The sequence below is a fragment of the Sphingosinithalassobacter sp. CS137 genome, assembly GCF_014334115.1.
In the GTDB taxonomy this organism is placed as follows: Bacteria; Pseudomonadota; Alphaproteobacteria; order Sphingomonadales; family Sphingomonadaceae; genus Sphingomonas.
Window position 1 is genome coordinate 2,781,092 of record NZ_CP060494.1, and the last position, 26,574, is coordinate 2,807,665.

General features: G+C 67.7%; 18 protein-coding genes. 16 read left to right on the top strand and 2 right to left on the bottom strand.

Annotated elements, in window-relative coordinates; genetic code table 11:
- Window position 1 precedes the first annotated feature (1 nt).
- Window positions 2–1,189: an efflux RND transporter periplasmic adaptor subunit gene (locus H7V21_RS13665; protein ID WP_188054259.1), complete on the bottom strand. Its 1,188-nt coding sequence runs from the start codon at window positions 1,187–1,189 to the stop codon at window positions 2–4.
- 170 nt (window positions 1,190–1,359) lie between these two features.
- On the opposite strand from H7V21_RS13665, the gene H7V21_RS13670 reads away from it, so the two are divergent.
- From H7V21_RS13670 to H7V21_RS13725, 12 genes are all read left to right on the top strand, one after another.
- Window positions 1,360–1,953 (top strand): TetR/AcrR family transcriptional regulator, encoded by a 594-nt coding sequence (locus tag H7V21_RS13670; RefSeq protein ID WP_188054260.1) that lies wholly within the window; start codon window positions 1,360–1,362, stop codon window positions 1,951–1,953.
- A gap of 122 nt (window positions 1,954–2,075) precedes the next feature.
- Window positions 2,076–2,420, top strand: a complete 345-nt coding sequence (locus tag H7V21_RS13675) for a RidA family protein (protein WP_188054261.1) — start codon at window positions 2,076–2,078, stop codon at window positions 2,418–2,420.
- Between the two features lie 47 nt (window positions 2,421–2,467).
- A complete protein-coding gene (locus H7V21_RS13680; RefSeq protein ID WP_188054262.1) occupies window positions 2,468–3,367 on the top strand; it encodes a LysR family transcriptional regulator in 900 nt (299 codons plus the stop codon).
- A gap of 160 nt (window positions 3,368–3,527) precedes the next feature.
- Window positions 3,528–4,748, top strand: coding sequence for an FAD-dependent oxidoreductase (locus H7V21_RS13685; protein ID WP_188054263.1), 1,221 nt, complete (start codon window positions 3,528–3,530; stop codon window positions 4,746–4,748).
- Between the two features lie 58 nt (window positions 4,749–4,806).
- Window positions 4,807–7,920 (top strand): TonB-dependent receptor domain-containing protein, encoded by a 3,114-nt coding sequence (locus H7V21_RS13690; RefSeq protein WP_188054264.1) that lies wholly within the window; start codon window positions 4,807–4,809, stop codon window positions 7,918–7,920.
- A 2-nt stretch (window positions 7,921–7,922) separates the two neighbouring features.
- Entirely contained in the window at window positions 7,923–9,545 is a 1,623-nt protein-coding gene (locus H7V21_RS13695; RefSeq protein WP_262503889.1) for an N-acyl-D-amino-acid deacylase family protein, read from the top strand.
- Window positions 9,542–10,870 (top strand): dicarboxylate/amino acid:cation symporter, encoded by a 1,329-nt coding sequence (locus H7V21_RS13700; protein WP_262503890.1) that lies wholly within the window; start codon window positions 9,542–9,544, stop codon window positions 10,868–10,870. The genes H7V21_RS13695 and H7V21_RS13700 overlap by 4 nt, the downstream gene beginning before the upstream one ends.
- Window positions 10,867–12,594: a gamma-glutamyltransferase gene (gene ggt, locus H7V21_RS13705; protein ID WP_188054265.1), complete on the top strand. Its 1,728-nt coding sequence runs from the start codon at window positions 10,867–10,869 to the stop codon at window positions 12,592–12,594. Before H7V21_RS13700 ends, ggt begins: the two co-directional genes overlap by 4 nt.
- Complete coding sequence (locus H7V21_RS13710; protein ID WP_188054266.1) at window positions 12,594–14,303, top strand: gamma-glutamyltransferase family protein; 1,710 nt, start codon at window positions 12,594–12,596, stop codon at window positions 14,301–14,303. The genes ggt and H7V21_RS13710 overlap by 1 nt, the downstream gene beginning before the upstream one ends.
- 2 nt (window positions 14,304–14,305) lie before the next feature.
- Window positions 14,306–15,166 (top strand): dienelactone hydrolase family protein, encoded by an 861-nt coding sequence (locus H7V21_RS13715; RefSeq protein WP_188054267.1) that lies wholly within the window; start codon window positions 14,306–14,308, stop codon window positions 15,164–15,166.
- A gap of 1 nt (window position 15,167) precedes the next feature.
- Window positions 15,168–15,593, top strand: coding sequence for a VOC family protein (locus tag H7V21_RS13720; protein WP_188054268.1), 426 nt, complete (start codon window positions 15,168–15,170; stop codon window positions 15,591–15,593).
- Window positions 15,594–15,605: 12 nt separating this feature from the next.
- A complete protein-coding gene (locus H7V21_RS13725) occupies window positions 15,606–17,594 on the top strand; it encodes a CapA family protein (RefSeq protein ID WP_188054269.1) in 1,989 nt (662 codons plus the stop codon).
- 91 nt (window positions 17,595–17,685) lie between these two features.
- Here H7V21_RS13725 and H7V21_RS13730 read toward each other — a convergent pair whose 3' ends face one another.
- Window positions 17,686–19,863 carry a TonB-dependent receptor gene (locus tag H7V21_RS13730; RefSeq protein ID WP_188054270.1) on the bottom strand — a complete coding sequence of 726 codons (2,178 nt, stop codon included), beginning with the start codon at window positions 19,861–19,863 and terminating at the stop codon, window positions 17,686–17,688.
- Between the two features lie 746 nt (window positions 19,864–20,609).
- Here H7V21_RS13730 and H7V21_RS13735 point away from each other — a divergent pair.
- The 4 genes from H7V21_RS13735 (at window position 20,610) to H7V21_RS13750 (ending at window position 26,548) form a co-directional block, all read left to right on the top strand.
- Window positions 20,610–22,616: a serine hydrolase domain-containing protein gene (locus H7V21_RS13735; RefSeq protein ID WP_188054271.1), complete on the top strand. Its 2,007-nt coding sequence runs from the start codon at window positions 20,610–20,612 to the stop codon at window positions 22,614–22,616.
- A 238-nt stretch (window positions 22,617–22,854) separates the two neighbouring features.
- On the top strand, window positions 22,855–23,871 hold the full coding sequence (locus H7V21_RS13740; RefSeq protein ID WP_262504109.1) for a DUF1611 domain-containing protein: 1,017 nt from the start codon (window positions 22,855–22,857) through the stop codon (window positions 23,869–23,871).
- Entirely contained in the window at window positions 23,868–24,986 is a 1,119-nt protein-coding gene (locus tag H7V21_RS13745; RefSeq protein ID WP_188054273.1) for a hypothetical protein, read from the top strand. The genes H7V21_RS13740 and H7V21_RS13745 overlap by 4 nt, the downstream gene beginning before the upstream one ends.
- On the top strand, window positions 24,983–26,548 hold the full coding sequence (locus H7V21_RS13750; RefSeq protein ID WP_188054274.1) for a serine hydrolase: 1,566 nt from the start codon (window positions 24,983–24,985) through the stop codon (window positions 26,546–26,548). Before H7V21_RS13745 ends, H7V21_RS13750 begins: the two co-directional genes overlap by 4 nt.
- The last annotated feature ends 26 nt before the right edge of the window (window positions 26,549–26,574 follow it).

Below are 26,574 nucleotides of genomic sequence, written 5' to 3' on the forward strand. Positions count from 1 at the left end.
CTCAGCGATCTGCGGCTGGGCGCGACGCGTCCGCTCGTGGTTGCGGCGGTGCCGGTTCGCCGTCCCCGCCGGTCTGCGAGGGCGGGATGGTGCCCGCCTTCGGCTCCACCTTCTGGCCCGGGCGCGCGCGCTGCGCACCGCCGATCACCACTCGGTCGCCTGCGCTCAAGCCGCTACGGATCACGCGCAGGTCGCCCATCAGCGGACCCGGCTCGACCGGACGGGCAGTGAGCGTGTTGTCCTCGGTGACGACATAGACCACGCGGCGGGCCGCATCGCTCATCACGGCGGTTTCCGGCACCAGCAGCGCACGATAGGGCTGCGAGGAAGCAAGGCGCAGATTGCCGATCATCCCGGGCTTCAACAGGCCCTCCGGATTGGGAACGACGGCCCGTGCGCGGACCGTGCCGGCGCCCGGATCGATCGTCGAGCCGACATAGTCGAGCGTGCCGGCGTGAACGAAATCCGCCTCGTCCTGCAGCCGGATGCGAACCGCCGCGCCTTCGTCGATCCCGGCGCCCTCGCGCTGGTATTTCAGGAGGAGCGCCTCGGATCCTTCGAAGGCGAAGTGCAGCGGATCGACCGAGACGATCGTCGTCAGCACCGTCTGATCGGCCTGCACGGCATTGCCGACATCGACGTTCCGCTCGGAGATGCGGCCTGAAATCGGTGCCGTGACGCGCGTGAAGCCGACGTCGAGCGAACGCGCGCGTGCGCTGGCCTGGGCTGCCGCGACCTGGGCCTCGGCAGAACGGACAGCCGCTTCGCGCGATTCGACTTCCTCCTGGCTGGCGGCCTGCGCTTCGGCGAGCGAGCGCGACCGGGCCAGTTCAGTGCGGGCGTTTTCGAGCGCCGCCTGGGCACGCGAAAGCTCGGCCCCGGCCTGGGCCTGGGCCGCGCGGGCGGAACGCGAATCGATCGTGAACAGCAGCTGCCCGCGGCGGACATATTGCCCGTCCTGGAAGTGAACCGAAGTGAGATAGCCGGACGCGCGCGGGCGCACGTCGACGTGCTGGACCGCTTCGAACCTGCCGATGAACTCGTCGGAATCGACGACCTCGCGCACCACCGGAGCGGCGACGGTTACCGGCGGTGCAGGCGGCCCACCCGATTCGGCCTCGCCGCCGGAACAGCCGCCGAGCGCGAGAAGCAGCGCCAATGCGCCGGTGCGGAATTGAATTCGGGCCATAGCAGGATCCGTCGCAAGAGGTGCGCGCCCCCAGATCATCCTCATTGCCCGTCTCTTTCGGACGGGTCGCTCGACCGCCATCTATGAACCGGCAGTGACGAAGTCAACGCCTGTTGACTTGTCGGCAGGCTAGTGATTGACCCACGCCGTGGCGCCAGTAGGAATAGGGGATGGCCGTGTCGCCCAAAGTCATTGGTTCCCAACGGGATTCTGCCGCCACGCGCGATTCGATCCTCGAATCCGCACGCAGCTTCTTCGCACGCGAAAGCTACGAAGCCGTCGGCGTGCGTGAGATTGCCGGTGCGGCGGGCGTCGATCCCGCGCTCATCAACCGCTATTTCGGAAGCAAGGAGGAGCTGTTCAAGAACGTCCTCGGCGCCGGCGCGAAAGAAGACCTGTTTCTGGGCGTTGGACGCGATCAACTGCCGCAGCATCTGGCACGGCTGCTGATGGAAACTCCGCCGGGAGCGCCGCGCACCGAGAAGCTCGAGCATCTGTTGATCATCCTCCGCTCTTCCTCCTCGCCCGTGGCGTGCGAACTGGTGCGTGAGTCGATGCACAAGCACATGCTCGGCGCCATCGCCGAGCTGCTGGACGGCGAGGACACCGAGTTTCGGGCAAGCCTGGCAATGGCGGTCCTGATGGGGACGGCGATCATCCGGTCTGTGATGGCCGTTTCGCCGATCTGCGACCAACGGACCGATCATGTGGAGAGATGCCTCGTCCGCCTGTTCTCGGCCGCGCTCGCCGAAGGAGATTGTTGAGCTTCCGCGGGAGCGCACGCGCGATCGGCTCCATAACCTCAGGCCATGGTTGTCCGACATCCGCGCGATTGCATGTCGCTCGCCTGAGCATCACTCGAAGCGCTCCCTCCCAGGAGTTCGGAATGGTGCGCCCCCCCTTGTCTGCCGCCCGTAGTGCCGGCGATCTCGTGTTCACTTCGGGCCAGCTCGCGCGCGGCGGGGACGGCGCGATCGTCGCCGGCGGAATCGAAGCGCAGGCGGATCAGGCGCTCGCGAACCTGGTTCGCGTGCTGGCCGAAAGCGGTTGCGGCCCCGAGCATGTCGTGAAGGTGACCGCATGGCTCACCGATCCTGGCTATGGAGCCGCTTTCAACGCCGCTTATCTCCGCGTGTTCGGGGAGCCCTATCCGGCCCGGTCGACAGTGGTGTCCGCGCTCCTCGCCGAAGGCGCGCTGGTGGAAGTCGAGGCTGTCGCCCTGCGCCCGTGAGCGCAAACAGCGTTGGGCGGCACCCGCCCGGGCGGTATAGCGGCGCGATGCGCTTCCGTCAGATCGAGATCTTTCACGCCGTCTACACCCATGGTTCGATCAGCGCGGCGGCCCGCGCGCTGGGCGTTTCGCAACCGTCGGTTTCGAAGACGCTGCGGCACGCGGAAGACAGCCTGGGCTTCACGCTGTTCCAGATCGCGCGCGGACGGCTGGTGCCGACCGACGAGGCGCACGCGCTGATGCGCGAGGCGGGAGACGTTTTCGAACGGCTCGAATCGCTTCAGCAAACCGCGCGCAACCTCTCGCAGGCCGGTGGCGGGCATATCCGGCTGGGGATCGTGCCCAGCCTCGCGCTCGACATCGTTCCGCAGGCGATGGCGCAGTTCCGCCGCGAATGGCCGCGCGTGACCTTCGAAGTGCATACCCACCACCATGACGATCTGGTGCGCTCGCTGATCGAGCGGGAGACCGACCTGGCGATCGCCTATACCCCGCCGCCGCACCCGCGCCTGACACGGACGGTGCTCGCCGAAGGCGAGCTGGTGGTGCTCTTCCCGACCGGGGCATTCGGATCGGTGGGTCCGCGGCTGCCGCTCGACCTGCTCGCCGACCGCGACGTCATCGGCGTGACGGCGACAGGACCGATCGGCGAAGTGCTCACACGGGCGGCGCGAGAGCGCGGGATCAGCTATCGCGAAACGGTGTCGGTGCAGACATTCTTCATCGCTGCCCGGCTTGCACAGCTCGAAGGCGGCGTCACTGTGCTCGACGAATTCACTGCGCGGGCATGGCGGTCGCCCGGCTTCAGTTGGCTTCCGACGGAGCCGCGGCTTGGCTTCACCGTCTCCTATGCCACGCTGGAGGATCGCCAGCCGTCAAAGATCGCGCGGCAATTCCTCCGCACGCTTGAAAAGGCACTTCAGGAAAGCCGGGCTGGAGATCCATAGCCACAGGCTATGGGTATCGCAAAAAATTCATAGTTTCGGCGTCCGCCCCTGCCGATAAGTTTCCTCCAGGCGCAGCGATCTGCAACGGAAGGTCCGTTGCCCCGCGCCGGGGGGACATTTTCGGAATGAACGACGGTCTGCTCCGGATTTGCTTGCGTCGATGAGCCAGCCGCAGACCGTGACGGTGCTCGGCGCGGGCGTGGTCGGCATGGCGACCGCGCTCACGCTCGCGGATCGCGGCCACCGCGTGACCGTGATCGACGCGGCCGAAGGGCCCGGACTGGGCACTTCCTTCGCCAACGGCGCGCAGCTGAGCTATGCCTATACCGATGCGCTGGCCAGCCCGGCGACGCTGGCTCAGATGCCGCGGCTCGTTCTGGGTGCCGAACCGGCATTTCGCCTCCGTCTCAGCCTTGATCCCGAATTCCTGCGCTGGGGCCTGGCATTCGTCCGCAACAGCAGCGCCGGGCGCTTCCGGCGCAATACGCTGGCAGGACTGGCGCTGGCGTTCCGCTCACGCGAGGCGCTGCGGCGCCTGGTGTCGGATCATGACCTGGAATTCGCGCACAGCTGCTCGGGCAAGATCCATCTCTATCGCTCGGCGAAGAGCTTCGCTTCGGCGCAGAAGACAGCCGCGCTGAAGGCGGCGCAGGGAGTTCGCCAGCAACTGCTCGACCCCGACCAGGTCGTCGCGATGGAACCCATGCTGTCCGCGATCCGCAAGGACATCGTCGGTGCGCTCTACACCGCCGATGAGGAAGTGGGCGATCCGTATCGCTTTTGCACGAGCGCGCGGATCGCGCTGACCGCTACCGGCCGCGGCACCGGGTTGTTCGGAGTGACGGTCGACCGGATCGAAGCGGATGAGCAGCGCCCGGCAGTCATTACCGCGGGCGGCCAGCGGATCGTCGCCGACCGGGTAGTGCTGTGCGCAGGCAGCCAGTCGGCCGCGCTTGCGCGCAGCCTGGGCATATCGCTGCCGATCCTGCCGATGAAGGGCTATTCGATCACGACTCCGCCCGGGCCCGCCGCGCCCACGATCAGCGTCACCGACGTCGCGAACCGCGTGGTGTTCGCGCGGCTGGGAAACCGCATGCGGATCGCCGGGCTAGCCGATCTTGGCGCGCGCGACACGAACATCGAGCCGAAGCGACACCGCGCGCTGGTGCGCAGCGCGCGCGCCGCACTTCCGCAGGCGGCGCAATATGATTCGATCGAATCGAGCTGGGCTGGACTCCGCCCGATGACGCCCGATTCACTGCCGATCACTCGGACGATCGCGCACCGCGTGATCGCCAATACCGGCCATGGTGCGCTTGGCTGGACCTATGCTGCCGGCTCCGCAGAGCGCGTCGCCGACATCATCGAAGGGAGGGACTGACGGTGCGCCAGACACCGCAGCCGCACTGCAGAACAAGCCAGGGAAGGGGGCTTCAATCATGAAGACACAGATTCGGATAGCAAGTCTGATGGGCGGGATTCCGCTCATTGCGAGCGCAACCGCCGCGATGGCGCAGGACGCAGTGCCGCTGCCCGGCGCAGCCACTTCGGCCGGTGCCCAGGACGCGGCGCCGCCGCAGACCGCGGCCGACGTGCAAGATGCCACGCCCGAGGAGATTGTCGTCATCGGATCGCAGATCCGCGGCGCCGATGTCGCCGGGGCGCTGCCCGTCACGGTGTTCAACGAGCAGGATATCGACGCAATCGCGCCGACCAGCGGCGACGAGCTTTTCCGCGCCATCCCGCAGGCCGGTGACGTGGCGTTCAACGAAAGCCGCGACGCGGGCGGCATCAACGACGCGCGCGGCGACGTGGCCTCGATCAACCTGCGCGCACTTGGCACCGGCAACACGCTGGTGCTGCTCAACGGCCGCCGCATGGTGCTCCATCCGGGTACCCAGACCGAGAATCTGGTTCCCGTGCAGAGCGTCAACACCAACGCCATTCCGGTGATGGGCGTGCGCCGGGTCGAGGTGCTGCTCGACGGCGCAGCGGCGATCTACGGATCGGACGCGGTGGCCGGGGTGATCAACACCGTGCTGAAAGACAATCTCGACGGATTCCGCCTGACCGGCGAAGTCGGCTTTACCGACGAATCCGACCAGCATGAGTATCAGCTGGCGTTCGAAGGCGGGCACACCTTCAATGACGGGATGACGAACATTTCGGTGTTCGGCGCCTTCACGCACCGCGATCCGCTCTATGCCGTCGATCGCTTCAACGCCCGTTCCAGCGATATGCGGCCCCTGGTCGAAGGAACGCCGTTCGCAGGCGATGCGAATTTCGACAACACCTCGGTCGACGGCATATGGGGCGAGTTCCTGCGGCTCAACAGCGACTATAGCCGTTCGAGCACGACCGCGCGGGTGAACGGCGCGGCGCTGACGACGAGCGGCGCCTTCCACATTCAGCCGGACACCAATGAGGGGTGCATCGCGCCTGGCCCGGTCGCCAACACCTGCTGGGACAATTCGACTCTCTCCACGCTGTCGACCGACAACAACCTCAAATATGACATCAACACCGAGCGGACGATTCTCGGCCGCAATCAGCGCTTCAACCTGTTCACCTTTCTCAACCACGAATTCGACAGCGGCATCCGCTTCTTCGGCGAGATCGGCTGGTACCACGCCGACTTCCAGTCGATCCGCGAGCAGGAGACCGCGCTGTCCAACCAGCGGCTGATCGTGCCTGCCAATGCCTATTGGAACCCGTTCGGCCCGGTCGGCAGCCCCAATCGAATCCCCGGCCTGACCGGCGTCTCCACCGCGGGCGTTCCGCTTGAGCTTCAGGATTACCGTCCGGTCGACGCCGGGCCGATGGTGGTCGATGTCGTCAACGACACCTATCGCTTCGTCGGTGGGTTCCGAGGACAGCTAGGCGGCTTCGACTGGGAAACCGCCGCGCTCTACTCGAAAGCGCGGACGGTCGATTCGATGCGCACGATCAGCCTCACGCTGTTTCAGGAGGCGCTCTCGCGCACCGACTCGAGCGCGTATAATCCGTTCAACGGCGGCGACCCGTTCGACCCGCAGCGGCGCGATTCGACTCCCAACGCGCGAAGCGTGATCGACAGCTTCATGGTCGACATCTCGCGTGCGAACGAGACCGAGCTGGCGCTCGCCGATTTCAAGATCAGCACCAACGATCTGTTTCGCCTGCCCGGCGGGCGCGTCGGCATGGCAGCAGGCGTCGAGTTCCGGCACGAGACCTTTTTCGACGATCGCGACGACCGGCTCGACGGTACCATCGTGTTCACCGCGCTGGACGGCAGTTCGAACGGCAGCGATGCGATGGGTGCCAGCCCCACTCCCGACAGCCGCGGTTCGCGGGAAGTCTATTCGGCGTTCCTCGAATTCGCGGTGCCGCTGGTCTCGCCCGAGCTCGACATCCCGCTCGTCCATTCGCTCGATCTCCAGCTCGCGGGCCGCGCCGAAAGCTATGAAGGCTTCGGCAGTGTCGCGAAGCCGAAGATCGCCGCGTCCTGGTATGTCTTCCCGCAGTTTCAGCTGCGCGGCTCCTGGTCGCAGGGCTTCCGTGCGCCGAACCTTCCGCAGCTGTTCGAGAACGGCGTCGAGCGGGCGAACACCCGCACCGACTGGATCCGCTGCGAGGCCGATCTGCGCGCCGGGCGGATCAGCAGCATCAACAACTGCGCCCAGGGGCAGAGCGTGGTCAGCAATCGCTCGGGCAGTCGCGATCTGACGCCGGAGGAATCGGACAATCTCTCGGTCGGTGCCACCACTCAATTCGACTTCGGCGGCAACGGCGGGCGGTTGACTCTGACCGCGGACTATTGGGAAATCCGTCAGAAGGATGTGATCGGCATCCTCGGCGACAGCAACGCGCTGATCCTCGACTATCTGCTGCGCTTGCAGGGCTCGTCCAACCCGCTCGTCGAGCGGGCGGCGCCATCGCCCGAAGATATCGCCGATTTCGCAGGCACGGGCCTAGATCCGGTAGGCGACGTCATCCAGGTGTATGATTCCTACATCAACCTGACGCCGCGCACCGTCCGTGGCTTCGACCTCGGGCTCTATTATTCGGTGCAGGACACGGGCCTCGGCGATTTCTCGCTGCGGGCGAATGCGGCACGGTTGCTCGAGTTCTACCAGACGCCGGGCGAGGTCCAGCAGGAGCTGCTCGACGCGCAGGCGGCGGGCGTGATCCCGTCGACCATCACCATCCCCGGTGCCGAAGACCTGATCGAGCAGAACGGCCGTCCCAAATGGCGCGGCAGCGCGAGCCTGACTTGGCGCTCGGGTTCGTGGGGTGCGGGCTGGTACGGCTCTTACGTGGGCCCGGTGACCGACACCTCGGCATCGCTGGACGACGGCACGCGATTCCGCGTGGACTCGCACATGACGCACAGCCTGTACGTCCAGTACACGGTTCGCGACGGAAGCGCGATGGACGGCACCCGCTTCCGGCTCGGTGCGCGCAACATCCTCGACGAGCTGCCGCCGATCGCCGACCAGACCTACGGCTACATCGGCGACCTCTACAGCAATCGCGGCCGCCAGGTGTACGCCTCGGTCAGCAAGCGGTTCTGACGATGATTCGCTCCGCAGCAATCGGCGGAGTGCTGTGCCTGACGATGCTGGCCGCGGCATCGTCAGGACGTACCTCGGAGCCGGGCGTCTCCCTTCGCCCGGCTCCGCTTTCCGCCCCACGCACGATCGACGCGATCGTCGCGGGCGGCCGTGTGATCGATGGAAGCGGCGCCGCGCCGCGGAATAGCGAAGTGGGGATCGACGACGGCCGGATCGTCTATGTCGGGCCCCGGCCGGCAGGCGTTACGGCAGAGCAGATGATCGACGCGACGGGGCTTACGGTGGTTCCCGGCTTCATCGATCCGCACACGCACTCGGGTTCGGACGCGCTGTCCGACGAACCGGGCCGACGGCTCCTCGCCAATCACTTGCTCCAGGGCGTGACGACGATCGTGATCGGCAACGATGGCGGTGGAGATCCCGATGTCGGCGCGGTCCTCACGCGATTGGATCGACAGCCGGCTGGCCCCAATGTCGCGGCTTTCGTCGGCTTCGGGGCCGTGCGCCGCCTGATTCTCGGCGAAGCGGATCGTGCGCCAACGGCGGACGAGCAGCGTCGGATGGAGGGGCTGGTCGGCGCGGCGATGTGCAATGGTGCGCTCGGCCTGTCGAGCGGGCTCTATTATGCGCCGCAGAGCTTCGCGCACACCGAGGAAGTAATCGGTCTCGCCCGTGCGGCCGCCCGGCGCGACGGCATCTATGAAACGCATCTGCGCGACGAGGGCAGCAGCTCGATCGGGCTGCCCGCCGCGATCGAGGAGGCGCTGACGATCGCCGAATCCGCCGGGCTGCCGCTCCACATCGCCCATATCAAGGCGCTGGGAGTGGATGCGCAGGGTATGGCGCCGCGCGTGATCGCCCGGATCGAGCGCGCGCGCACCGAAGGACTGCGCGTGACGGCGGATCAATATCCCTGGGAAGCGTCGAGCACCCGTCTCGCCAGCGCGCTCGTGCCGCGGTGGGCGATGGACGGCGGCCGCGCGGCGATGGTGGCTCGGCTGCGCGAGAACGGCGCGCGGCTTCGGGAGGGAATGGCCGAACAGCTGCGCGTGCGCGGCGGCGCGGGCGCGGTACTGTTGGTCGACGGCCGGTACCAGGGACAGCGGCTCGATGCGATCGCGAGCGAGTGGGATGTTGCGCCCCTGGACGCTGCGATCCGGCTGTTGATCGAAGAACCCGGCGCCGGCATCGTTTCCTTCAACATGGCCGACGCCGATATCGAGGCGTTTGCGCGGCAGCCGTGGGTCGTCGCCGGATCGGACGCCAGCGGCGGCCATCCGCGCGCCTATGGCAGCTTCGCGCGCCGCTGGCGGCTGTTCGTCCGCGAGCGGCCGGTGATGACCGAAACGGAGTTCGTCCGCCGCGCCAGCGCCACCACCGCAGATCTGTTGGGGCTGAAGGGGCGCGGGCGCCTGCTCGCCGGCCATGCCGCCGACATTGTGATCCTCGACCCCGCAGCGTACCGCGAGCGCGCCACCTATGCGGCGCCGGAGCTTCCGGCGTCCGGCGTCCGCCATCTATTCGTCAACGGCCGTCTGGCCGTCGCAAATGGCGTACCGACCGGCACATTCGCCGGGCGCTTTCTCGCCAAGCCGCGCCAACCCGACTGGAATTGCCCGGAATGAACGACACCAACATGCCTCCGACAGCTCCCGCACCGACGAGCGATACCGGCGAGCGCTCGCCCGGACCCCTTCGGCGGTCGCTGCGCTGGTGGTTCGGCGTGGCGCTGTGGAAGCGCATCCTGGCGGCGCTGGTGGTCGGTGCGGCGGTCGGCCTCGCCTGGGGGCCAGGGGTCACTGCGATTTCCTGGATCGGCGAACTCTTCATCCGACTGATCCGGATGCTGGTGGTGCCGCTGGTATTCCTGACGATAGCCTCCGGGGTCGCCGCGCTTGCCGATCCGAAGCGGCTCGGGAGCATCGGTGTGAAGACGCTGGGGATGTATGTTCTCACCACTGCCCTGGCGGTGACGACCGGCCTTGTCGTGGCGACACTGCTCGCGCCGGGCGTCGGCGCGAGTTTCGCCGATGCGGCACCCCGTGCGGTCTCTCCGCCGCAGGACACCGCGCGCATGTTTCTCGAGATCGTACCCGACAATCCGATCGGCGCCATGGCGAGCGGCGCCACTCTGTCGGTGATTTTCTTCGCCGTGCTGATCGGCGCGGGCGTGATCGCAGCGGGCAAGGAAGGCGAGCCGATCCGAAAGCTGCTGGCCAGCGGCAGCGAAGTGATGCTGAAGATCGTCGGCTTCGTGATGGAAACCGCGCCGTTCGGCGTCTTTGCGCTGATCGCCGTGGTCATGGGAACGAGCGGCCCGGCGAGCTTCTTCGCAGTGCTAAAGCTGGGCCTGTGCGTCGTCGTCGGCTCGGCGATCGTCACGCTGGTCATCCATGGCGGGATCGTGGTTCGGCTGATGGCGTGGCTGCCGCCGCTGCCCTTTTTCCGCGGCATCGCCGACGCGATCATGGTCGGATTCTCGACCTCGTCGAGTTCGGCGACGCTCCCGGTCGCGATCCGGGTGGCGGAGCGCAACCTTGGCGTCTCGCCGCCGGTTGCTTCGACCGTGCTGCCGCTCGGCGCGACGATCGGCATGGACGGGGCGGCGATGTATGTCGCGATGCTGACGCTCTTTGCGGCGCAGGCGTTCGGTGTTGATCTGACGTTCGGCGACTATCTGGTGATCGCCGGTACCACGACGATCGTCGCGATGGGCGTGGCGCCTGTGCCCTCGGGGTCGCTGTTCGTGCTCGCCGCCGTGCTCGCCGCGATCGGCGTGACGCCCGAACAGACCGCGATCGTCGTCGGGTTCATCCTGCCCTTCGATCGCATTCTCGACATGATCCGAACCATTCCGAACGTCACGTCGGACCTTTCCATCGCGACTGCGGTCGCCCGCTGGGAAGGCGAGATGGACGTGGCCGAATATCTTTCGAAGGACGACGTATGATCCGGTCGCCGCTGCGCCGTGCCGCGCTTCTCCTTGCCGGCATTCTGCTCGCGTTCGGCTCGCCTGTCTTTGCACAGAGCCGCCACCTTCTCGAATATCCGTCGATCCATTCGCCGGTCGTCGGCACGCGCGGGATGGTCGTCAGCCAGAACGCGCTTGCCAGCGAAGTCGGAGCGCAGATCCTGCGCGACGGCGGTAACGCCGTGGATGCGGCGATCGCCGTCGGCTTCGCCCTCGCGGTCACGTTGCCGCGGGCCGGCAATATCGGCGGCGACGGCTTCATGACCGTCTATGATGCCGCCAGCGGCGAAGTGCGGGTGATCGACTTCCGCTCGGTCGCGCCGGCACGCGCGACGCCCGCGATGTTCGTCGATCCGCAGGGGCGCGAACGGCCCGAAAGCAGCTATGGCTATCTTGCTCCCGCAGTGCCGGGGACCGTCGCGGGGCTGGAATATGCCCACCGCAAGTGGGGAAGCCTGCCATGGGAGCGGCTGGTGGCGCCCGCGCTGGCGATGGCCCGCGACGGCGTGCGGCTGACCGCCGACGAGGCATTCGTCTTCGGTTGGGGCCGCGAGCGCCTGGGCAACAGCGTTTCGGGACGCGCGACCTTCTACAAGTCGGACGGGTCGCTCTATGCCAAGGACGAGCTGCTGCGGCAGCCGGATCTCGCCTGGTCGCTCGGCGAGATCGCCCGCGGCGGCGCCGCCGCCTTCTATTCGGGCGAGATCGCGCGGCGGATCGAGGCCGACATGCGGGCGCACGGCGGGCTCATCACGCGCGCTGATCTCGCCGGCTATCGGCCGATCGAGCGCGATCCGCTGGTGGGCAGCTATCGCGGTACCACCATCTACACGACGCCTCCCGCCAGCGCCGGCGGCGCGGCGCTGCTCAACATGCTCAACATGCTCGAGCATTTCGATCTCCGCGAAATGGGGCTCGGCTCGGCGGCGTCGCTGCACGTGATGGCCGAGGCGATGAAGCTCGCCTATCTCGACCGGTACCAGTCGCTCGGCGATCCGGCCTTCGTGACGGCGCCGGTGCGCGGCTTCGTCTCCAAGGAATATGCCGCCGAGCGCGTGCGGCTGATCGATCCCGAGCACGCCACACCGATCGCCGAACTCGCGCCGGGCGATCCGCTCGCCTACGAGAGTCCGTCCACCACCCATTTCTCGGTTGCCGATGCCGCCGGAAACGTCGTCTCGACGACCTATACGCTGGGGTCGGACTTCGGTTCGGGGGTGATGATCGCGGGCACCGGCATCCTGCTCAACAACCAGATGAACAACTTCAGCCACGAACAGGCATGGGAGGCGCAGCGCACCGGAGCGCCGCCGCCGATGAACGCGCTCGAACCGGGCAAGCGGATGCTTTCGACGCAGATGCCGACATTGGTGTTCAAGGACGGCAAGCCCTGGCTCGTCACCGGGACGCCGGGCGGCAGCACGATCATCACTTCGGTGCTGCAGGTCATCGTCAACACGATCGACTATGGCCTGAACGTCGCAGAGGCGACGCACCAGCCGCGCATCTATCAGGGCACGACCGACACGCTCCGCGTCGAACCCAACTTCAATCCGGACACGGTGGCCGCGCTGCGGGCGCGGGGTCACCGCATTACCTCTGACGAGACCATGGGCAGCGCGCAGTCGATCATGATCGAGAACGGCCTGTTCCTCGGTGCGGCCGATCCGCGCCGTCCGGGCGCCGAGGCGGTGGAGCCGTGATGCGGGCGCTGCTGATCCTCGGAGCGACGGCGCTTTCCGCCTGCGCTCCCGCCGGAACCGCGCAGCGAACGGCGATCGCGCCGCCGCCGCAAGCGCATTCGACTGCAGGGCAGGCGTTCGTCGCCGCCGCGCACCCGCTCGCCGCCGAAGCGGCCATCGCCGTGCTGCGCCGGGGCGGCAGTGCCGTCGACGCGGCAGTTGCAGTGCAGGCGATGCTCAGCCTGGTCGAGCCGCAGAGCTCGGGGCTGGGGGGCGGCGCGTTTCTTGTCCGCTACGATGCCGCAGCCCGATCGGTCACCGTCTATGACGGCCGCGAAACGGCGCCTGCCGGAGCGACGCCGGACATGCTCCTCGATGCCGAAGGCAGGCCGCTGCCGTTCGCGACGGCAGTGCTGAGCGGTCGCGCGACGGGAGTGCCGGGCGTGGTGCGCATGCTGGGGCTGGCGCACGAGCGGCACGGCAGGCTCGCCTGGTCGGCGCTGTTCGACGAGACGATCGAGACCGCGGAGGCGGGTTTCACCGTCACGCAGCGGCTCGAACGCTTCGTCCACGGCGATGCGCCGCAGGCGAGCGCGCCCGATGTCGTGGCCTATTTCCGCAATGCGCGCGGCGAGAGGATCCGCGCCGGCGACACGCTCCGCAATCCCGCCTATGCGGCCTTTCTCCGCAGGCTGGCTGACGGCGGTCCGGACGTCATGTACTCGGGTGAGACTCCGCGCCGGATCGTCGCCCGGCTGCACGAGGGCGCGCTGCCCAGCAGCATCACCGAGGCCGATTTCGCAGCCTATCGCCCGGTCGTTCGCGAGGGGCTGTGCAACGGCTATCGCGTCTATGTCCTCTGCGTGCCGCCGCCGCCGTCGAGCGGGGTCGGCCTGTTGCAGCTGATGGCGCTGGTTGAGCATACCGACATCGCCGAGCGCGGCCCGGCCGATCCGCTCGCCTGGGTGCAGTACGCCGAAGCGAGCCGTCTGATGTATGCCGATCGCGACGCCTATGTCGGCGACACGCCGGACGTGCCGGTCGCGGGCATGCTCGATCCCGGCTATGTGGCCTCTCGCGCCGAGCGGATCGGCCGTCGCGCCGGGCCGCCGCCGCAGCCGGGAACGCCGCCCGGGGTGGTCGCCGGATCCGCGGATGCGACGCACGAGGTCGCCGGCACGTCGCATTTCATCATCATCGACAGCGAGGGCAACGCGGTTTCGATGACGACTACGGTCGAAAGCTATTTCGGCTCGGGCCGAATGGTCGACGGTTTCTTTCTCAACAATCAGATGACCGATTTCTCGTTCGTGCCGAGCGGGCCCAATGCGATCGCGCCCGGCAAGCGGCCGCGCTCGTCGATGACGCCGACGGTGATCCTCGATCGCGACCATCGGCTGGTGGGGGCGATCGGCTCGCCCGGCGGCAACGCGATCCTGGCCTATGTCTCGAAGGCACTGATCGGCGCGATCGACTGGAATCTGCCGATGGCCGAGGCGATCGCGCTACCCAATCTCGTCGCCCGCGGCGCGCGGTTCGACGGAGAGGCGAGCAAGTTCCCGCCCGACATGCTGGGGGAGATGGCGACGCGAGGCGTGCTGGTCAGGCCCGGATCAGGCGAGGACTCGGGGCTTCACGGCGTCGTCCTTCGCAATGGCCGGTTCGACGGCGGCGCCGATCCGCGCCGCGACGGAGTGGCGCGCACCATCACACTCGAGAGGAGGGACTGACGATGCGCCTGCCGCTTGTTCTTGCCGCGATGGCGATGATGCTCGCTGCTGCGCCGATCGCGGCGCAGGAAGTCACCGTCGAGCAGGTTGCGTTCCCGAGCCGCGACGGCGAGACGCAACTGGTCGGCTATGTGTTCAAATCCGACGACGCGAATGGCCCCGCCCCCGCAGTGGTGATGCTGCACGGCCGGTCGGGCGCCTATTCGAGCCGCGCCGAGGGGCGCTACGACGCCACGACCCTGTCGGCGCGGCACAAGGCGTGGGGCAGGCTGCTCGCCCGCCGCGGCTATGTCGCGCTGATGCTCGACGATTTCGGGCCGCTCGGCTTTCCGCAGGGCTTCGGCCGGTTCACCTATGACGAACGGCCCGAGCAACTCGACGAAGTGGCGCGGCGTCCGCTCCATGCCTATGGCGCGCTGCGTTACCTGCGGACCCGCGCGGATGTCGACGGGGCGCGAGTGGCGTTGCTCGGCTGGTCGAATGGGGGCAGTGCGACGCTGGCGGCGATGGCCGACGACAAGCCGGGCGACATGCAGGCGATCGGCTTTCGCACCGGCGTCGCGCTTTATCCCGGCTGCGGGCTGAAGGGGCGGTTCGATCGCAGCGGCTATGTGCCCTATAATCCGGTGCGGGTGTTCATGGGATCGGCCGACGCCGAAGTGTCGCCGACCCTGTGCCAGCGCTTCGTGCGGCGTTCGCGCAACCGCGGCGGCGACATTGAGATCCGCATGTTCGAGGGCGCTGAGCACAGCTATGACACGCCGATCCGGTCCCGCCAGTCGGTGCCTGCCAACGCCGCGGCGAAAGCGGCGACCGAAGCCGAAATCCTCTCCTGGCTGGATGCGAAGCTGAAAGGCGAATGACATGTCGGACCTCACTCCCTTCCATGTCGCTTTCCCGGTCGATGATCTGGATGCGGCGCGGCATTTCTACGGCACCGTGCTGGGCTGTCCCGAAGGACGCAGCGCCAGCGACTGGATCGACTTCGACCTGTTCGGCCACCAGATCGTGGCGCATTGCGTCGGCCAGCGGCGCGAGGCGATCGCAGGGCACAATCCGGTCGACGGCCATTCGGTGCCGGTGCCGCATTTCGGCGTGGTGCTGCGGCCCGACGACTGGCGGGCGCTGGCCGATCGGCTGAAGGCGCAGGGCGTGGCGTTCGTGATCGAGCCCTACACCCGCTTCGCCGGCGAACCGGGTGAGCAATCGACGATGTTCTTCCACGATCCGGCGGGCAATGCGCTCGAGTTCAAGGCGTTCGCCGACATGGGGCAGTTGTTCGCGAAATAGCAGGGGGTGGAAATGGCGGATGCAGGGACGCCGGGCGGGGGCCGGCTGGCAGTGGCGCTGATGCTGGCGGCGATGGCGCTTCCGGCGCAGGCGCAGGCGCAGGCGCTGCCTACGGTCGCAGCGGCGCAGCACGCAGTCTCCGGGCAGGTGCGGGTGGTTGGCGGCAACGTCGATCCCGCGATGCTCGACGTGCGGCTGAACGGCGAACCGGTGACGGTCGACGGCAGTGGCCGGATCGCCGGAGCGGTCGCTCGTGCCGAGCGCTACCAACTGCGCGTCGCGGGGGCAGCCGTTTTCCCCGCCACTTACGATTTCGCGGGCGCCGAGGTGGCCGGAGCCGACGGCGGGATCGTGCTGCCGCTGGTCGAGGCGGTGGCGCGGGCGCCCGGCCGCGTCGAACTCTTCTTCGGCGGCGATGCGATGATCGGCCGCCGATTCGAAACGCCGATCTGGGGCGAGCCGGTGCGCGTTCGGCAGGCGACGCGAGCGGCCGACATGGCGGCGCTGCTCGCGCCGATGCGGCCCTATTTCGAGTCCTCGAATCTGGCGTCGGTCAACCTTGAAACGGTGCTCGCCACCGCGACGCCCGGCGATGCCCCCGACAAGTCGGTGGTGTTTTTCACCCACAGCGACGCGGCGGGCGCGCTGGCCAGCGCGGGGATCGACTTCGTCACCCTCGGCAACAACCATGTCTACGACTATCTCGAGCCGGGCCTTGGCTCGACCGTCGCGGCGCTCGACACTGCTGGCCTTCGCTGGTCGGGCGCGGGTGCGAACGAGAGCGAGGCTCTGCGCGCCGCACGGATCGCTCTGGGCGGCAGCCGCTTCGCGATGCTTGGCTATGTCGGCTGGCAGGGCCGCGTCGAACCGAACCAGGTGGCGGGTCCGGACAAGGGCGGCGCGGCGTTCGGCACCGACGCCAGCATCGCCGAGTCGGTGCGGCGCGAAGTGGCCGCCGGCTGGGCGCCGATCGTCCAGTATCACGGCAGCACCGAATATTCGGCCCGCCCGACGGAGATCAGCGAACGCCGGATGAAGCGCGCGATCGACGAAGGCGCGGCACTCGTCGTCGCGCACCATCCGCATGTGCCGCAGGGATTCGAACTCTACCGCGGCCGACTAATCGCCTATTCGCTGGGCAATTTCCTGTTCGACCAGTATTTTCCGGAGACGCACGGCAGCATCGCGCTGAAGGTCTGGATGGATGGCGACCGCCTGTTCCGGGCCGAGATCGTGCCTCTTCAGATTCTCGATTATCGGCCGGTCCCGGCGCTGGGCGGCTTTCGTCAGGCGATGCTGCGCCGGATCGTCGCGCTGTCCGCCGATCGCGCGACACCGATCGCGCTGGTCGGCGGGCATGGCGTCATCGTTCCGGAAGGCACCGCCGCTGCCGCGGGCTGTGCCCAGCCCTATGGTGCGGGGCTGATCGAAAACCGATTCCCGATCTCCGGAGCGCCCGGGCAGTGCAGTCGCGCCGCGGAGGTGGCGCGTGGCCGCGACCTGCTGATGCGCGGCGACTTCGAGGCGGTTCGCTTCGACGATGCCGTCGACCGCAGCTGGGCGGCGACCGGAGCGACGCTCGCGTTCGAGCCGGTCGGACGATCGGGCGGAGTTGCGCTGGTGCTTCGCGCCAGCGGAACCGATGCGGCGTCGGTCGCACCCAAAAGCTATTTCCGCCCGGCTGGAGCGGGCCGATACAGTTTCGCCGGCTGGTTCAAAAGCGCGGCGCCGGCCCGGGTCGAGGCGCTGGTGCAGTTCCACCCGTCCGGCAGCGCGCGCTTCGAAGCCCTCGAAACCGCGCCCTGGCAATCGGTCGGCGCGGCCGAGATCGGCGGCGGCGACTGGCGGTTCTTCCGGTTCGACTTCACCGCCGAAGAGCGACTGCCGCTCCGTCCGATGCTTCGGCTGAGCGGCACGACCGACGCGACCCTGGACGACGTCGCCTTCATCGCCTGGGACGAGAGCGATGGCGCGCCGGGAGACTGGTCGCACGGCGAGTGAGGGGGCCTTCCGCTTCGTGCGAGGGGAGCGGCGTGGCGATCCGCCACTGCGCTCCCCTCGCAGAATGCGCCGGTAGTGCGGCTCCGCGCCCTTAGAAGCTGATCCGTGCCGCGAGGCGGATGTCGCGCCCGGCGAGCGGCACGAAATCCTTGGTGAACGACGCGTGGCGACGCGCCTCGACATCGAAGATGTTGTTCGCCGAAAGCGTCAGGACCGTTTCGCTGCGCGCGAACGGGCGCCAGTTGACCGAGGCGTTGACGAAAGTGAACGCATCGGTCGGCGTCTCGAACGCCGCGACGCGGGTCTGCTCGGTGACATGCTCGACTTCCACCCGGCCGCCGAAGGCGCCGGCCGTGGCCGATAGACCACCCAGCACGCGCAGCGGCGGGATGCGGGGAACCGGTGAATCGCTGTCGGTAAGCTCGGCATTCACATAATCGGCGACCACGTTCGCCGTCAGGCCGAAGCTTTCGCTGTTCACGATCTGCGCGGTCACTTCGCCTTCGGCGCCATAGTAGCGCGCGTCGGCTTGGGCATATTGGAACAGCGGCAGTTCGTCGGCTTCCAGCCCGGTATCGACTTCGTAGATATAATCGTCGAACCAGGTGGCATAGGCGCTGATCTGGAAGGTCAGCGGCCCGGTGGCGCCCCGCGCGAACACTTCGGCGCCCCAGCTCTTTTCGGTATCGAAATAGGGATTGCCGACTTCGAATGCCTGGGTGGCAATGTGCGGGCCGTTCGAGAACAGCTCCTCGGCCGAAGGCGCGCGCACCGCGCGCGAGCCGGTGGCGCCGATGCGGATGCCGGGCGCGACTGCATAGGTGAGGCTCACCGCGCCCGAGAAGGCGTCGAAGTTGCGATCGACGGCGATGATCTCCTGATCGTCTTCGAGCCCGATCGCCACGCTGTTCGACCGTACGCCCGTGTGCTCGTAACGGCCGGCGAATTCGAGCCCCAGCGCGCCGAAATCGAGTTCCTGCAGCGCGAAGATGCCGTACTGGTCAGTGACGTTGGCCGGCACGAAAGCTTCGGCGCCCACCGCCGCAAAGTCGCGCGTATAGCCCTGGAAGCCGATCACGCCCCGCCAGTTGCCGCGATCCGCCTGCACAAGCTCGAGACGCCCTTCGAAAGCCTCGGAATTGAACACGGTCCCGACTTCGTCGCCTTCGAACTCGGTGTGCTCATAGTCGGCGAAGCCGACGCGAACGCGGATCTGATCGAGAAAGCTGCCGCCGACGTTCACTTCGCCGCGCATGTCGGCGCGGAACTGCTCAATGCCGATGGTGACGGCTTCCTCGCCGTGCTCGTGACCTTCCTCTTCCTCGGGCTCCTCTTCGCCTTCCTCGTGGTGATGATGCGCCCCGGGGCGGGCGGGCACGCCATAGTCGCTGTTGTAGTAGCCCAGCGAGAAACCGAGGCTGCCGCCGTCGTTCACGATCGCAAGGCCGGTGCCCAGCGTGTAGGTTTCGGTGGCACTGTTGGGCAGGCGACCGCGCTGGTCGGCGAGTTCGAGCGCTTCCTCGGCCTCGTCGAGATGGCCTTCCTCCGCCTCTTCCTCGGCGATCTCGAGCTGCTCGGCGCGAAGCTCGGGCGACAGGACATAGCCGCCCACGCGCAGATCGTCGGTCTTGCGATAGCTGCCGTCGACGTGGAACACGATCGAAGGGGCCAGTGACACGTCCGCCGCGCCGCCGATGCTGCGCTCGTCAGCCGCCGAACCGAGCGTGCCGATCGCATCGACGTGGAAGCCGTTCTCGGGCGCGGCACGCGGGATGCGGCGATCGATCACATTGACCGCGCCGCCGATCGCCTGACTGCCGAACAGCAGCACCGCGGGGCCACGCAGGATCTCGATCCGCTCGGCGGTGAGCGGATCGATCGTCACCCCATGATCGGTCGAGGTGTTCGACACGTCGAGCGAGCCCAGGCCGTCGGTGAGCACGCGCACGCGCTCGCCTTGGAACCCGCGGATGACGGGGCGCGAGGCGCCGGGGCTGAACGACGTGGCCGAAACGCCGGGCTGGCTGACGAGCGTATCGCCGATCTGCGGGCGGATATCGCGGATCAGCTCCTCGCCCGAAACGACAGTGGTGCCGGCCAGCACGTCGAGGTCGCGTACATAGGGCGCGGTGACGACGAGCGCTTCCGATTGCTCGCCATGGACGACGTCGCGCTGTTGCTGCGCTGGCGCATCCTGCCCGCCGGTTTGAGCGAATGCCGGCGGCGCGACGAATGCCGCGGAGGCGAGCAGCAGACCGAGGGTGCGCATGTGAGTCTCCATGATCTTGGGCCGCTGAAACGATATGGTACAACGTACCTGAATCGTTCCGAGCACGATGGCGTGGGCGAGTGCTGTTAGCGCGCGTGAGCAACTGCGGCAAGCATGTTATACCATCGCATCGTGGAGGATTGTGCCACCGCGCCCACGCGGTGCCTGCTGCCTGCCGACGATCGCGAGGCGCACGGAGACCGAGGAGCCAAGCCCAGGCCGATCCGGCGGCCGTTGAGCCCTGCGGTGCGTGGTCCGAGCGGAAACCACGGAAAACCGCCGAAGGTCGCACAAAGGTCGCACCTCAACGCGTGCGCGCGTGCCCGCGCGCATATGGGCCCCGTTTCGACGCACACGCGCTCCGGCTCCGGAAACGGTGCGGAGGGGCAGGCCGAAGCGAGCGTGTGACATGGATGTCCTCCGAACGGGGACTCTCCCGATATGCGTGATCGGGGCCTGTAGGACAGCGAAATCTTCGTTGTCCGTGGCGAAATGCCTCGAGAGGCGAGCGGGTCGCCAGGCGGACAATCAATGGCAGCGTGGTCGAGGCTCGAGCTCCCCGATGCCGCCGGGCCGAGACGGCCGACGTGGTGCCAGCCGGGCCGCAGGTCAGACCTCGAAAGAGCGCGCCGGGCGGCTGCGGTTGACAATTTTTCCGATCGGGATCAAGATTTCATTCCGGGATAGTAATGCGACAAGTTGGGCCGATGCCGAAACGCCCAGGCACGATCGGAGGGGGAGTTACCGTGGGACTTCGCAAGCTTTTCATCACCGCCATGCTGATCCTGCTCGCAGGCGTCGGCGTGGGCGTTGCGCAGGACTCGCTGACGCCGCCGACAGTGCCCGCTCCGGCTATGCAAGGCGTTTCGCCGGCGCCTGATCTTCCCTCGCCCGGCGCCGGCGAAGCACTGACGCGGGAGGATCTCGACGCCTGGCTCGACGGAATGGTGCCCTACGCACTGCGCACCGGCGATCTTGCCGGGGCTGTGATCGTGGTGGTGAAGGACGGGCAGGTGCTCACCAGCCGCGGCTATGGCTATGCCGACGTCGAGGATCGCACGCCGGTCGATCCGGCGAGCACGCTGTTCCGCCCCGGATCGGTTTCGAAGCTCTTCACCTGGACGGCAGTGATGCAGCTCGTCGAACAGGGCAAGATCGATCTCGACGCCGATGTGAACCAGTATCTCGACTTCGAGATTCCCGCGAAGAACGGCCAGCCGGTGACGATGCGCCAGATCATGACGCACACTGCGGGATTCGAGGAACAGGGCAAGGGGCTGATCTTCTTCGACGCCGAGGATATCCAGCCACTTGGTCCGTTCCTCGCCGACAACATCCCTGAGCGGATCTTCGAGCCCGGCACGACTCCCGCCTATTCCAACTATGCGACTGCGCTCGCCGGCTATATCGTCCAGCGCCTCTCGGGCGAGCCGTTCGACGACTATGTCGACCGCCACATCTTCACGCCGCTCGGCATGGAGAATTCGACGATGCGGCAGCCGCTGCCCGAGCGGCTCCAGGGCCAGATGGCCACCGGCTATCGGCTCGGCAGCGGCGAGGGGCAGGAGTTCGAGATCGTCGGTCCGGCCCCCGCGGGAAGCCTGTCGTCGACCGGCGACGACATGGCGAACTTCATGATCGCGCATCTCCAGAACGGCGAATTCAACGGCAACCGCATCCTGCAGGCGGAAACCGCCCGCATGATGCACGATACGCCGCTCACGCTGATGCCGCCGCTCAATCGCATGCAGCTCGGCTTTTACGAAAGCGACATCAACGGCCGCGACGTGATTTCGCACGGCGGCGACACGATGTTCTTTCACAGCGAGCTGCACCTGTTCCTGGACGAGCATGTCGGCTTCTTCCTGTCGGTGAACAGCACCGGCCGCGATGGCGCCGCCGGCACGATCCGGACGATCCTGTTCGAGGAATTCGCCGACCGCTATTTCCCGGGGCCGGAGATCACGACTCGCGTCGACCAGGAAACCGCCGTCGAGCACGCGCGGATGCTGGCCGGCAACTGGCAGCCGTCGCGCCGGTTCGCGAGCAGCTTCATGGCGATCGGCGGGTTGCTGAGCCAGGTGACCATCGCCCCCGACGGCGAGGGCGGGCTGGTGATCCCGTTCCTGCAAGGCGAGGACGGCCAGCCGCGCCAATGGGTGGAGGTCGAGCCTTTCGTCTGGAAGGACCGGAACAGCCATGAGCTGCTGGCGGCCAAGGTGGTGGACGGCAAGGTCGTGCGCGTCGCGGTGGGCTCGTGGGCGCCGTTCACCGTGTTCGACCGCGTGCCCGCGTCCGTCTCTGCGAGCTGGCTGCTGCCGGCGCTCTACTTCGCGCTCGCGGTGCTCGCGCTGACGGTGCTGCTGTGGCCGATCCGCGCGCTGGTCCGCCGCTATTATCGCGCGCCGCTGGGGCTCACCGGGCGCGTGCTGCTGGCGCATCGCCTGTCGCGGCTGTTCGCACTGCTGATCCTGGCGGTGTTCCTCGGCTGGATCTGGGCGATCAGCGCGATGAGTTCGGACCTGACGCTGTTCAGCTCGGCGATGGACCCGTGGCTGTGGCTGCTCCAGATCGCCGGCCTGATCGCGTTCGTCGGCGGAACCGGCGTGATGGCCTGGAACGTCTGGGTGGCGTTCCAGGCGAAGCGGCGCTGGACCGCCAGGCTGTGGAGCATCTGTCTGCTGATCGCGGCGCTGGTGCTGCTGTGGATCGCGCTCCAGTTCAACCTGCTGGCCTTCTCGGTCCAGTTCTGAGCCGGTGCGCGCGGCGACCGGCCGCGCGCACCGCTCCGGCGGCTTGCGCAATGAGCCGAGGGCGATTGACATTCTCCGTTCAGGACATATTGTTTCTGTGTAGAGAAGTTGCTGCGGGCCCATCGGTTTCCGGGAGCGGCGATGCGGAGATGAACATGCACCCAACCGACGAGGCGCCGCGATGAGCATTGCAAAAGCCGAGCGCGCCGAGCGCTGGACCGAGACCGAGGCCGAGCCGATGGCGGCCGGCACGCTGCCGACGCCCTATCTGCTGTTCCTGGGCGACGTGACTTCGCCCGGATTCGCCAAGACCGCGTTCGGACTTCGCGACTGGGCGAGCGACCGCTGCGTCGGCGAATTCGCGCTGCCGGGAGGGGCGGTTTCGACAGGGCTTCCGGCGATGACGCCGCGCGAAGCCTATGCACAGGGCGCGCGGGCGCTGGTGATCGGCGTCGCCAACATCGGCGGCGTGATTCCCCGCTCGTGGCTGCCGCCGCTCGTCGAGGCGCTCGAGGCGGGGCTCGATATCATCGCCGGCATGCACTCGCGGCTGGCCGACATTCCCGAAGTGAATGCGGCGGCGACGCGGCTGGGCCGGCGGCTGATCGACGTGCGCCGGGCGCCGACCGACCTTCCGATCGCGACCGGCCGCAAGCGCAGCGGCAAGCGCATCCTGACGGTGGGCACCGATTGCGCGCTGGGCAAGAAATATGCCGCGCTGGCAATCGCCAGGGGCCTTGCAGACCGCGGCGTGGCCGCCGATTTCCGCGCGAGCGGCCAGACCGGCATCCTGATCGCCGGCAGCGGCATCCCCATGGACGCGGTCGTGGCGGACTTCGCGGCCGGCGCGGCCGAGCAGCTGAGCCCGGACGCCGCGGCCGATCATTGGGATGTGATAGAAGGCCAGGGGTCGCTGTTCCACCCCTCGTTCGCCGGCGTGTCGCTGGCGCTGCTGCACGGCAGCCAGCCCGATGTGTTCGTGGTATGCCACCAGCCCGGGCGGGAGCAGATGCTGGGGATGGAGGCCTTTGCGGTGCCGCCGATCGAGGCAGTGATCGAACAGACCGTCGCGCTGGGGCGGCTGACCAATCCGGCGATCCGCTGCGGCGGGGTGTCGCTCAACACCGCGCACCTCTCGCCCGGCGAGGCCGAGGCGCTGATCGCGGCTGAGAGCGACCGGCTGGGGCTGCCGGCGGCCGATCCGATCCGCCGCGGCCCTGCGTTCGACGCGCTGCTCGATTTCTGTCTCGCATGAGCCATCGCCCCTCCGCCTTTCAGCGCTTCCTGCTTCCGAGCTTCGCTCTGAAGGCGGTGGTGATCGGCGGAGGCTATGCGACGGGGCGCGAACTCGCCGAATTCTTCCTGCCGAGCGGGCCCTGGGGCGGCGTGGCGGCGATCCTGCTGGCGATGGCGATCTGGAGCCTGGTCACGGCGCTCACCTTCCTCTTCGCCCGCCGCATCGCCGCGCTCGACTATCGCAGCTTCTTCAAGGCGCTGCTCGGGCCGGCGGCGCCGCTGTTCGAAGTCGCCTATCTGTTGTTCGTGATCCTGATCCTCGCGGTGTTCGGCGCCGCGGCGGGCGCGCTGGGCGAGTCGGCGCTCGGCTGGCCGACGATCGGCGGGACGCTGGCACTGATGGGGTGCATCGCCGTCATTTCGATGTTCGGCAATGACTCGGTCGAGCGGATGTTCAAATATCTCTCGATCGGGATCTACGCGACCTATGCGCTGTTCCTGGTGCTGGCGGTGAGCCGCTTCGGCGGGCGCATCGCGGAAGGGTTCGCCCAGCCGGTGCCGGCGACCAACTGGTTCGCGAACGGCGTCACCTATGCCAGCTACAATATCGTCGCCGCGGTCGTGATCCTGCCGGTGGTGCGCCATTTCACCAGCAACCGCGACGCAGTGATCGCCGGTGCGATCGCCGGGCCGATGGCGATGTGGCCGGCGCTGGCATTCTACATCTGCATGATCGCCTATTATCCCGCGATCGGCGACGAGACGCTGCCGTCGGACTTTCTGCTCGGCCAGCTCGGCGTTCCGGCCTTTCACCTGGTGTTTCAGGCGATGATCTTCGCCGCGCTGCTCGAAAGCGGAGTCGGCGTGGTGCATGCGATCAACGAGCGCGTGTCGCATGTGGTGGAGCAGCGGCGCGGCACTTCGCTGTCGGTGCAGGCGCGGCTCGGCATCGCCGCGGTGCTGCTGATCGGGTGCATGCTGCTGGCCGACCGCTTCGGGCTCGTGGCGCTGATCGCCAACGGCTATCGCGCACTCGCCTGGATGTTCCTGGCGGTATACGTGCTGCCGCTGCTCACGATCGGCGTGGTGCGGATCGTGCGCGACTCCCCCCGTCGATCCGTGGAGGACCTATGAAACGGCTGATCCTGTTGTGCCTGTGCTTTGCCGCCAGCCCGGCGCTCGCCGATCCGCCGGCCGGTTTCGAAGCGCGGGTCGAGGCGCTGCGGCAGCAGCTCGACGTGCCCGGCGTCGCCATCGCGATCGTCGAGGATGGCGAGACCGTACTGGCGCGCGGCTGGGGGGTGCGCGCCGCGGGCGGCAACGAACCGGTGACCGCGGACACGCTGTTCCTGATCGGATCGGCGAGCAAGGCATTCACTGCCGCCGCGCTGGCGACGCTGGTGGACGAGGGCCGGCTCGACTGGGACGATCCGGTCATCGAGCATTTCCCCGAATTCCAGATGTACGATCCGTGGGTGACGCGCGAGATCACGGTACGCGACTTGCTCGTCCACCGCAGCGGCCTTGGCCTCGGCGCGGGCGATCTGCTGTTCGTGCCGCGTTCGAACATCCCGCGCGCCGAAGCGGTGCGGCGGCTGCGCCATATCGCACCGGCGACCAGTTTCCGCAGCGGCTATGCCTATGACAACGTCCTCTACATGGTCGCCGGCCAGCTGATCGAGGAAGTGACCGGTCAACGCTGGGAAGAGTATGTCGTCGAGCATCTCCTGCGCCCGGCAGGGATGCTGCGATCGACCAGCAACGAGCCGGCGCGGCTCGCCACGCCCGATCGCGCGCAGGCGCATGCGCGGCTGGGCGGACCGATCCGCGGCATCGGCACGCTCCGGATCCTCGACGAGCGCGAAAGCCTGGCGCCGAGCTCAGCCCCCGCCGGCGGCATCGCCAGCAGTGCGAACGAACTGGCGCAATGGCTGAAGATCCAGCTCGCCCATGGCGCCTTGCCGAACGGCGAGGGGCGGGTGTTCAGCGAGGAAGCCGGCCGCGAGATGTGGGACCCGGTGGTGCTGCTGCCGACCCGCAGCTCCTCGGGACCAATGGCGGTGCTCGATCCGATGTTCTCCACCTATGCGCTCGGCTGGAGCGTGCAGGAATATCGCGGCGCGAAGATCGTCTCGCATGGCGGCGCGGTGTTCGGATCGCTGACGATGGTGGCGATGATCCCGGAGGAGAATGTCGGTTTCTCGATCACCGTGAACAGCGAAGAAGGCGAACTGGTTCGCGGCCTCTTCTACGAACTGCTTGACCATTATCTCGACAAGCCGCGCGGCGACTGGCCCGAGAAGCTGGCCGAGATGAAGCAGCAGCGGATTGCGGCGGCAGTCGCGCAGCTTGAAAGCGCCGCGGCGCAGCCGGCCGAGGTCGGCCCGTCGCTCGCGCTCGACCGCTATGCCGGTACGTATAGCGACGCCTGGTACGGCGACATCGAAGTGGCGCTTTCGGGCGACGGGCTGACGATCGACTTCAAGTCGACTCCGAACATGGGCGGCCGGCTGGAGCATTGGCAGTATGACACGTTCGTCACGCGTTTCACCGATCCGGGGATCGAGCCGGCCTATGTCACCTTCGCGCTCGATGCCGACGGCAAGGTCGAGCGCGTGACGATGAAGCCGGTATCGCCGCTGGCGGACTTCAGCTGGGATTATCAGGACCTGCTGTTCCGGCCCGCCGCCGAGTAATCGCATCGCCGGGGGCGCACACGCAC

Coding starts and splice junctions, on each gene's coding strand:
- H7V21_RS13665 (WP_188054259.1), bottom strand. CDS start 1,189: ATGGCCCGAATTCAATTCCGCACCGGCGCATTGGCGCTGCTTCTCGCG.
- H7V21_RS13670 (WP_188054260.1), top strand. CDS start 1,360: ATGGCCGTGTCGCCCAAAGTCATTGGTTCCCAACGGGATTCTGCCGCC.
- H7V21_RS13675 (WP_188054261.1), top strand. CDS start 2,076: ATGGTGCGCCCCCCCTTGTCTGCCGCCCGTAGTGCCGGCGATCTCGTG.
- H7V21_RS13680 (WP_188054262.1), top strand. CDS start 2,468: ATGCGCTTCCGTCAGATCGAGATCTTTCACGCCGTCTACACCCATGGT.
- H7V21_RS13685 (WP_188054263.1), top strand. CDS start 3,528: ATGAGCCAGCCGCAGACCGTGACGGTGCTCGGCGCGGGCGTGGTCGGC.
- H7V21_RS13690 (WP_188054264.1), top strand. CDS start 4,807: ATGAAGACACAGATTCGGATAGCAAGTCTGATGGGCGGGATTCCGCTC.
- H7V21_RS13695 (WP_262503889.1), top strand. CDS start 7,923: ATGATTCGCTCCGCAGCAATCGGCGGAGTGCTGTGCCTGACGATGCTG.
- H7V21_RS13700 (WP_262503890.1), top strand. CDS start 9,542: ATGAACGACACCAACATGCCTCCGACAGCTCCCGCACCGACGAGCGAT.
- ggt (WP_188054265.1), top strand. CDS start 10,867: ATGATCCGGTCGCCGCTGCGCCGTGCCGCGCTTCTCCTTGCCGGCATT.
- H7V21_RS13710 (WP_188054266.1), top strand. CDS start 12,594: ATGCGGGCGCTGCTGATCCTCGGAGCGACGGCGCTTTCCGCCTGCGCT.
- H7V21_RS13715 (WP_188054267.1), top strand. CDS start 14,306: ATGCGCCTGCCGCTTGTTCTTGCCGCGATGGCGATGATGCTCGCTGCT.
- H7V21_RS13720 (WP_188054268.1), top strand. CDS start 15,168: ATGTCGGACCTCACTCCCTTCCATGTCGCTTTCCCGGTCGATGATCTG.
- H7V21_RS13725 (WP_188054269.1), top strand. CDS start 15,606: ATGGCGGATGCAGGGACGCCGGGCGGGGGCCGGCTGGCAGTGGCGCTG.
- H7V21_RS13730 (WP_188054270.1), bottom strand. CDS start 19,863: ATGCGCACCCTCGGTCTGCTGCTCGCCTCCGCGGCATTCGTCGCGCCG.
- H7V21_RS13740 (WP_262504109.1), top strand. CDS start 22,855: ATGGCGGCCGGCACGCTGCCGACGCCCTATCTGCTGTTCCTGGGCGAC.
- H7V21_RS13745 (WP_188054273.1), top strand. CDS start 23,868: ATGAGCCATCGCCCCTCCGCCTTTCAGCGCTTCCTGCTTCCGAGCTTC.
- H7V21_RS13750 (WP_188054274.1), top strand. CDS start 24,983: ATGAAACGGCTGATCCTGTTGTGCCTGTGCTTTGCCGCCAGCCCGGCG.